Source organism: Streptomyces sp. NPDC048643 (assembly GCF_040650615.1).
Taxonomy (GTDB): domain Bacteria; phylum Actinomycetota; class Actinomycetes; order Streptomycetales; family Streptomycetaceae; genus Streptomyces.
In genome coordinates this window covers 113,309-121,364 of sequence record NZ_JBEZHO010000025.1, presented here as the reverse complement: position 1 = coordinate 121,364, position 8,056 = coordinate 113,309, and the positions used below count along the sequence as shown (strand labels likewise).

Annotated in this window: 5 protein-coding genes; 2 read left to right on the top strand and 3 right to left on the bottom strand. The window is 73.2% G+C overall.

Features of this window, described 5'->3' with window-relative positions; translation table 11 throughout:
* Window positions 1-61: 61 nt before the first annotated feature.
* Window positions 62-1,285: an arginine deiminase gene (locus tag AB0C62_RS24295; RefSeq protein ID WP_362976369.1), complete on the bottom strand. Its 1,224-nt coding sequence runs from the start codon at window positions 1,283-1,285 to the stop codon at window positions 62-64.
* A 165-nt stretch (window positions 1,286-1,450) separates the two neighbouring features.
* Between AB0C62_RS24295 and AB0C62_RS24290 the strand changes: the two genes are divergently transcribed.
* Window positions 1,451-2,530: an SPFH domain-containing protein gene (locus AB0C62_RS24290; protein WP_362976367.1), complete on the top strand. Its 1,080-nt coding sequence runs from the start codon at window positions 1,451-1,453 to the stop codon at window positions 2,528-2,530.
* A complete protein-coding gene (locus AB0C62_RS24285; RefSeq protein WP_362976365.1) occupies window positions 2,527-3,420 on the top strand; it encodes a hypothetical protein in 894 nt (297 codons plus the stop codon). The genes AB0C62_RS24290 and AB0C62_RS24285 overlap by 4 nt, the downstream gene beginning before the upstream one ends.
* 428 nt (window positions 3,421-3,848) lie before the next feature.
* Here AB0C62_RS24285 and AB0C62_RS24280 read toward each other — a convergent pair whose 3' ends face one another.
* Together AB0C62_RS24280 and AB0C62_RS24275 are read right to left on the bottom strand one after the other, a co-directional pair.
* Window positions 3,849-6,392 (bottom strand): polynucleotide kinase-phosphatase, encoded by a 2,544-nt coding sequence (locus AB0C62_RS24280; RefSeq protein WP_362976363.1) that lies wholly within the window; start codon window positions 6,390-6,392, stop codon window positions 3,849-3,851.
* Window positions 6,389-7,867 (bottom strand): 3' terminal RNA ribose 2'-O-methyltransferase Hen1, encoded by a 1,479-nt coding sequence (locus tag AB0C62_RS24275; protein ID WP_362976361.1) that lies wholly within the window; start codon window positions 7,865-7,867, stop codon window positions 6,389-6,391. The genes AB0C62_RS24280 and AB0C62_RS24275 overlap by 4 nt, the downstream gene beginning before the upstream one ends.
* Window positions 7,868-8,056: the final 189 nt, after the last annotated feature.

The following is an 8,056-nucleotide window of genomic DNA, read 5'->3' as shown; positions in this document are numbered from 1 at the left end:
AGCCGCGCCCCGATCGCCCCGAAGTCCCCGTCGTACAGGGTGATGTCCTCGTACACCGGGTCTAGACGGGATCGCGCTCGACGGGACAGCTCATGCAGCGCGGGCCGCCCCTGCCCCGCCCCAGCTCGCTGCCGGGAATCTCGATCACCTCGATGCCCTGCTTGCGCAGATGCGTGTTGGTCGTGGCGTTGCGTTCGTAGGCGATCACGACGCCCGGCTCGACGGCGAGGACGTTGCAGCCGTCGTCCCACTGCTCCCGCTCGGCCGCGTGGACGTCCTGGGTGGCGGTCAGGACCCGGATCGCGTCGAGGCCGAGCGCCGCGGCGATGGCGCGGTGCATGTGCTCCGGGGGGTGGTCGGTGACCTTCAGCTCCTTCTCCCCCACCCCGGGCTCGATGGTGTACGAGCGGAGCATGCCGAGGCCCGCGTACTGGGTGAAGGTGTCGCCGCCGACCATCGTCATCACGGTGTCGAGGTGCATGAACGCGCGCCGCTTCGGCATGTCGAGCGCCACGATGGTGGTCGCCGAACCCGCCGCGAACAGTTTGTGCGCGAGCATCTCGACGGCCTGGGGTGTCGTCCGCTCGCTCATGCCGATGAGCACCGCGCCGTTGCCGATGACGAGGACGTCGCCGCCCTCGATCGTGGACGGGTAGTCGGCCTGCCCCTCCGACCAGAGGTTGAAGCCCTCGTCGCGGAAGAGCGGGTGGTGCCGGTAGATCGCCTCGAAGTGCACGGTCTCGCGCTGCCGGGCCGGCCAGCGCATCGAGTTGATGGAGACCCCGTCGTATATCCAGGCGGAGGTGTCCCGGGTGAAGAGGTGGTTCGGCAGCGGGCCGAGCAGGAAGTCGTCGAGATCCATGACGTGGAAGCGCACGGAGGTGGGCTCCGGATGCGCGTCCAGGAACTCCCGCTTGGTCATGCCGCCGACGAGGACCGAGGCCAGTTCCGGCGCGGGCAGGGTCTCGAAGGCGGCCCGGAGGTGGTCGGTGGCGAGCGGCCCGTACTCCTTCTCGTCGAAGACCCGGTCCAGCACGAGCGACCGGGCCCCCGGGATCGCCAGAGTCTCGGCCAGCAGGTCCCCGAAGAGGTGGACGGCGACCCCGCGGTCGCGCAGCACGTCGGCGAACCCGTCGTGCTCGGCGCGCGCCCGGCGCACCCACAGGACGTCGTCGAAGAGGAGGGCGTCCTTGTTGCTGGGGGTGAGCCTTTTGAGCTCGAGGTCGGGCCTGTGCAGGATGACGCGGCGCAGCCGCCCGGCCTCGGAATCGACATGGAATCCCATGTCTCCATCCTGACCATCCGGACGCGCGTTCACCCGCGGATCGCCGTGAGCCGCGTCGCATTCATTTCGTCCCCTTGACGATAAGAGCGTTCCCCGCTTATCGTCTCAGTGACGACAACAGGGAACGAGAGGTCGCCGGGAACGCCCGGCGCCGAGGGGGTACTCATGGCGGACATCACCCGTCGCTTCGGCTGGCGCCATCTGCGCGGGGGGCCCACCGCCCACGTCCGGCACCACCGGTCGGGACAGCTGGTGCACGACGGCCCGGGCCTCAGCTTCTGGTACCGCTCGCTGACCGCGGCCCTCTCCGAGGTCCCGGTCGACGACCGCGAGCTGGCGATGACCTTCCACGCGCGGACGTCCGACTTCCAGGACGTCGCCGTGCAGGCCACCGTCACGTACCGGATCAGCGACCCCTCCCTCGCGGCCGCCCGCCTCGACTTCTCCATCGACCCCGACACGGGCGCCTGGCGCGGCACCCCGCTCGAACAGCTGGGCTCGCTGCTGACCGAGACGGCACAGCAGCACGCGCTCGACGTCCTCGCCCGGACGTCACTGGCCTCCGCGCTGGTCGACGGGGTCGCGGCGGTCCGGGAGCGGATCGCCGGCGGGCTCGCCGCCGAACCCCGGCTGCCCGCGACCGGCATCGAGGTGGTCGCCGTGCGCGTCGTGGCGCTGCGCCCTGAGCCCGAGGTGGAGCGCGCGCTGCGCACCCCGGCACGCGAGCAGATCCAGCAGGACGCGGACAAGGCGACGTACGAACGCCGGGCGGTCGCCGTCGAGCGGGAGCGCGCCATCGCCGAGAACGAGCTCGCCAGCCAGATCGAACTCGCCCGGCGTGAGGAGCAGTTGGTCGACCAGCGCGGTACGAACGCGCGCCGCGAGGCCGAGGAGCACGCGGCGGCGGACGCCGTGCGCGCCGGGGCGGAGGCCTCCCGCACGGTCCGGCTGGCCGAGGCGGAGGCCACCCGGTCGCTGCGGCTCGCCGAGGCGGAGGCGAGCCGCAAGGTGCGCCTGGCGGGGGCCGAGGCGCAGGCGGAGCGCGAGGTCGGCGCGGCCCGGGCCGAGGCGCAGGCGGCCTGGCTGCGGGTGCACGGTGACGCGGACCTCGCCACGCTGCACGCCCTCACCGGGACCCGGCTCGCGGAGAATCTGCCGCGGATCGAGAGCGTCACGGTGTCGCCCGACGTGCTGACCGGGCTGCTCGCCAAGCTGGGCAACGGAGCCGGCGGAGAGCAGGCGTGAGCCTCGCGCCCCGGGTCGTCCTCGTCCATCGCACCAGCGAGTACGAGGAGTTGGTGGCCCGACACGGTACGCACGGGCAGGCCGCGTTCTTCCTGTCCTCGCGCGGCCGGGACATCACGGAGGTCGCCGAACGGCACCGGCGGGCCCGTGCGGCGCTCGCCGAGGTGGTCGCCGCCGTGCCGCTGACCTGGCGTCAGGCCCGGGTGGAGCGGGCCGATCTGGACCGGTTCCTGTTCGCGCCGGAGGACGTCGTGGTCGTCGTCGGGCAGGACGGGCTCGTCGCGAACGTGGCCAAGTACCTGGCGGGCCAGCCGGTCGTGGGGATCGACGCCGACCCGGGGCGCAATCCGGGCGTGCTGGTGCGGCACCGTCCCGGGGACGCGAAGGCGCTGCTCGGCTCCGCGTTCACGGGGGCGGCGGACGAACTGACCATGGTCGAGGCGGTCGCCGACGACACGCAGCGGCTGGTCGCCCTCAACGAGATCTACCTGGGAGCCGCGGGCCATCAGACGGCCCGGTATCGGCTGGGGCTCGACGAGTACGGGGGTGCCGTCGAGCCCCAGGCCTCCAGCGGGGTGCTGGTGGGGACCGGGACCGGTGCGAGCGGGTGGCTCCGGTCGGTGTGGCAGGAGCGGGGCGGGGGCCCGGCGCTGCCCGGCCCGACCGACCCGCGTCTGCTGTGGTTCGTCCGCGAGGCGTGGCCCTCGCCGGCCACCGGTACGTCGCTGGTGGCCGGTGAGCTGAGCGCCGCCGGCCGGCTGTGTCTCACCGTCGAGTCGGACCGGCTCATCGTGTTCGGGGACGGGATGGAGGGGGACGCGGTGGAACTGACGTGGGGTCAGACCGTGCGGGTGGGGGTGGCGGGGGTTCGGCTTCGGCTGGTCGGCTGATCGGGCCCGGCGGCCCTCTCCGCCCCGCCTTCGCCGGACCACGCCGGGCCCCTTGGCCCCTCGGCGGAGGCGCCGCCGTTTCCGGCTACCCGCCGGTGGGGGCCGACCGCGCAGTTCCCCGCGCCCCTGGACAGCCACCCGCATCGCAGGCGCGCCCCGCTCCAGCAGACCGCCCAGGCCCACGGCCGACTGACCGCAGGCGGGAGCGCTGGGCGCAGTTCCCCGCGCTCCTGGGGCCGCCGTCGGCGGCGCCCGGGGCGGCCGGAGGCCGCCTGGGGGCGCGGGGAACTGCGCGAGCAACCCCCACCGGCCCGCCGGTCGGCGACTGCCGGCGGCCTGTTCAGGGGCGCGGGGAACTGCGCGGTCGGCCCCCACCGGCCGGCAGCCGGGGCGCCGGCCCCGTGGGGGTGGGCGAGGAGGGGTACCCGCTACAGGCGGGGGTCCACCGGTTCGGATTCCAGGGCCAGCGTGGCGAAGACCGCCTCGTGGACGCGCCAGAGGGGTTCTCCCTCGGCCAGGCGGTCCAGTGCCTCCAGGCCGAGGGCGTACTCGCGCAGGGCCAGGGACCGCTTGTGGTTGAGGAAGCGGCCGCGCAGACGGGTGAGGTTCTCCGGGCGGGTGTACTCCGGGCCGTAGATGATCCGCAGGTACTCGCGGCCCCGGCACTTGATGCCGGGCTGCACCAGGCGCCCCTTCTCGCTCCGCACCAGTGCGCCGGCCGGCTTCACGACCATGCCCTCGCCGCCGCGCCCGGTCATCTCCAGCCACCAGTCGACGCCGGCCCGCACCGACTCCGGGTCACCGGTGTCGACGAAGAGCCGCCGGGTGGTCTGCAGCAGACCACTGCCGTCGTGCTCCACGAGCCGGTCGATCAGGGCAAGTTGCCCGTCGTGCGGCAGCGCGGCGAGGCTCCGTCCCCGGACGGCCAGGATCTGGAACGGCGCGAGGCGGACGCCGTCGAGGCCGTCCGTGGTCCAGCAGTAACGCCGGTACGCCTCCGTGAACGCGCCCGCATCCACGGCTCGTTCGCGCTGACGCGCCAGCAGGTCCGCGACGTCGATGCCCCGGGCGGCGGCCCCTTCGAGTGCGGACAGCGCACCCGGGAACACCGCTCCGGACGCGGCGCCGACAGCCGCGTACTGGTTGCGCAGCAGCCCGGACGCCTTCAGCGACCACGGCATCAACTCGGCGTCGAGCAGCACCCAGTCGGTGTCGAGCTCCTCCCAGAGTCCGGCCTCGGTCGCGGCGGCGCGCACCCGGCCGAGGATCTCCTCGGTGACGGCGGCGTCGTCGAAGAAGGGCCGGCCGGTGCGGGTGTACAGGGACCCGGTGGGACCGTCCACGCCGAACCGCTCGCGCGCCGCGTCCGCGTCCCGGCAGACCAGGGCCACCGCCCTCGACCCCATGTGCTTCTCCTCGCACACGACCCGGTCGACCCCGTCCTCCTGGTACTGGGCGAAGGCCTCGGCGGGGTGCTCCAGGTAGCCCTCGACGTGCGAGGTCGCGGTGGGGGCCATGGTCGGCGGCAGGTACGGGAGCAGCCGCGGGTCCACGGCGAAGCGGCTCATGACCTCCAGGGCCGCGGCCGCGTTCTCCTCACGGACGGCCACCCGGCCGGCGTGCCGGGTCTCGACGGCCCGGCGGCCGTACACGTCCGCGAGGTCCAGCGGCCTGCCCTCGTGACCGCCCGGCGCCTCGGTGGCGAGCGGCTTGGCCGGTTCGTACCAGACCTGCTCGGCCGGTACGTCGACGAGTTCGCGCTCCGGCCAGCGCAGCGCGGTCAGCTTGCCGCCGAAGACGGCACCGGTGTCGAGGCAGATGGTGTTGTTGAGCCAGGTCGCCGCGGGAACGGGGGTGTGGCCGTAGACCACGGCGGCGCGGCCCCGGTAGTCCTCGGCCCACGGGTAGCGCACCGGCAGGCCGAACTCGTCGGTCTCGCCGGTGGTGTCGCCGTACAGCGCGTGCGAGCGCACCCGACCCGACGTGCGGCCGTGGTACTTCTCGGGCAGACCGGCGTGGCAGACCACGAGGCGGCCGCCGTCGAGGACGTAGTGGCTGACGAGCCCGTCGACGAACTCCCTCACGGAGGTGCGGAACTCGTCGCTCTGCGCGTCCAACTGCTCGATGCTCTCGGCGAGTCCGTGCGTGTGCTGGACCTTGCGGCCCTTGAGGTACCGGCCGAGCTTGTTCTCGTGGTTGCCGGGCACGCACAGGGCGTCGCCCGACCCGACCATGGACATCACGCGGCGCAGCACGCCGGGGGTGTCGGGTCCGCGGTCGACGAGGTCGCCGACGAAGACGGCGGTACGGCCCTCGGGGTGCACGCCGTCGACGTAGCCGAGCTTGCCGAGCAGGGTCTCCAGCTCGGAGGCGCAGCCGTGGATGTCGCCGACGATGTCGAAGGGGCCGGTGAGGTGGGTCAGGTCGTTGAACCGCTTCTCGGTCACCACCGAGGCGTTCTCCACATCGGCGACGCCGCGCAGGACGTGCACCTTGCGGAAACCCTCGCGCTCCAACTGCCGCAAAGAGCGGCGGAGTTCGCGGATGTGACGCTGGATGACGCGGCGGGGCATCTCGGCGCGGTCGGTACGCGCCGCGTTGCGTTCGGCGCACACCTCCTCGGGCACGTCGAGGACGATGGCGATGGGCAGCACGTCGTGCTCGCGGGCGAGTTCGATCAGCTGGCGGCGGCTGTCCTGCTGGACGCTGGTCGCGTCGACGACGGTCCGGCGGCCGGCCGCGAGGCGCTTGCCCGCGATGTAGCGCAGGACGTCGAAGGCGTCGCCGCTGGCGCTCTGGTCGTTCTCGTCGTCGGCGACCAGGCCGCGGCAGAAGTCGCTGGAGATGACCTCCGTCGGCTTGAAGTGACGCCGGGCGAAGGTGGACTTGCCGGAGCCCGACGCGCCGACCAGCACCACGAGGGAGAGGTCGGTGACGGGCAGGACGCGCCCCTGGTAGGTCTCGTCGCTCATGCCGCCTTCTCCTCCTTCTTCGCGGTCGGGGTGGCTGTGGTCAGGGTGAAGACGGCCATCTGGGTCGGTGGGCCGACCTCGAGGTCGTCGAGGCCGACGGGTGTGAACTCCACGGTGTAGCCGTGCCGTTCGGCGACCGCGCGGGCCCAGGCGCGAAACTCCTCGCGGGTCCACTCGAAGCGGTGGTCACCGTGCCGGCTGTGTCCGGCGGGGAGGGTCTCCCAGCGGACGTTGTACTCGACGTTCGGGGTGGTCACCAGCACGGTCCGGGGGCGCGCCGAACCGAACACCGCGTACTCCAGGGCGGGCAGCCGGGGCAGGTCGAGGTGCTCGATGACCTCGCTGAGCACGGCGGCGTCGTACCCCTTGAGCCGGCGGTCGGTGTAGGCGAGCGAGCCCTGGACGAGCTGGACGCGGGCGGCCTGCCGCTCGCCCATGCGGTCCAGCTTGAGCCGGCGCGCGGCGATGGTGAGCGCCCGCATCGACACGTCGACGCCGACGATCTCGGTGAACCGGGTGTCCTTGAGCAGTGCGTGCACCAACTGGCCCTGCCCGCAGCCGAGGTCGAGGACGCGGCTCGCGCCGGACGCGTGCAGCGCGGCGAGGATCGCGTCCCGGCGCAGCACGGCGAGCGGCACCGGCTTCTCCTCGGTGTCGGTCTCCTCGTCGACCGCGTTGTCGATCTCCGCGACGTCGGTGTCGTCGGTCTCGGCGAGGCGGACGAGTTCGAGCCTCTCCATGGCCTCCCGGGTCAGCGACCAACGCCGGGACAGGTAGCGGCTGGTGATCAGCTTCTGCTCCGGGTGCTCGGGCAGCCAGCCCTCGCCCGCGCGCAGCAGCTTGTCGACCTCGTCGGACGCCACCCAGTAGTGCTTGGCGTCGTCGAGGACCGGGAGCAGGACGTAGAGGTGGCGCAGCGCCTCGGCGACCGTCAGCCCCCGCGCCTCCAACTCCAGCCGTACGTAGCGGGACTCGCCCCACTCCGGGAACTGTTCGTCCAGCGGAACGGCCTCGGCCGACACGGTCCAGCCGAGCGGTTCGAAGAGTGCGCGGACGAGGTCGGCGCCGCCGCGTGCGGGCAGTGCGGGCACCTCGACGCGCAGCGGCCGGGCCTCCGCGGGCAGTTCGGGCCGGGCGGCGCACTGGCCCTTCATCGCGCTGGAGAAGACGGCGCTCAGCGCGACGGCGAGCAGCGAGGAGGCGGCGTACGGGCGGTCGTTGACGTACTGCGCGAGGGCGGCGTCGGGTGCGCCGCCGCGTCCCTTGCCCTTGCCGCGCCGGACCAGGGCCACCGCGTCGACCTCCAGGAGCAGCGCGGCCGTGTACCGCTCGGCGGTCGCCTCGGGGTAGAGGACGTGGGCCGTGCCGTAGGACGTCGAGAACGTCTGCGCCTTGTCGGGATGCTTGTGCAGCAGAAAGCCGAGATCGGTCGCTGGGCGCTCTGGGGTACCGGTGGTACTGATCGTCAGGAACACTGTCGTCTGCCTCGAAACGTCTTCTGAGCTGCGGAAACCCACACGGATCGGCGGTTCGGCGCACACGGGTGCGCGCCTCTTCCGGCGCCGCCCGGTCGCAGCGATGGGCGAGCGTGCCTCGGGGTCGCCGCCGCGGCCTCCCCTCCGGCCCGGCGGCCTGTGGCCACACCGCGCCGCGGTCGGCCGCGG

Bases quoted from the DNA above. Each gene is read 5' to 3' on its own strand.
- AB0C62_RS24295 (WP_362976369.1), bottom strand. From the start codon at position 1,285: ATGGGATTCCATGTCGATTCCGAGGCCGGGCGGCTGCGCCGCGTCATC.
- AB0C62_RS24290 (WP_362976367.1), top strand. From the start codon at position 1,451: ATGGCGGACATCACCCGTCGCTTCGGCTGGCGCCATCTGCGCGGGGGG.
- AB0C62_RS24280 (WP_362976363.1), bottom strand. From the start codon at position 6,392: ATGAGCGACGAGACCTACCAGGGGCGCGTCCTGCCCGTCACCGACCTC.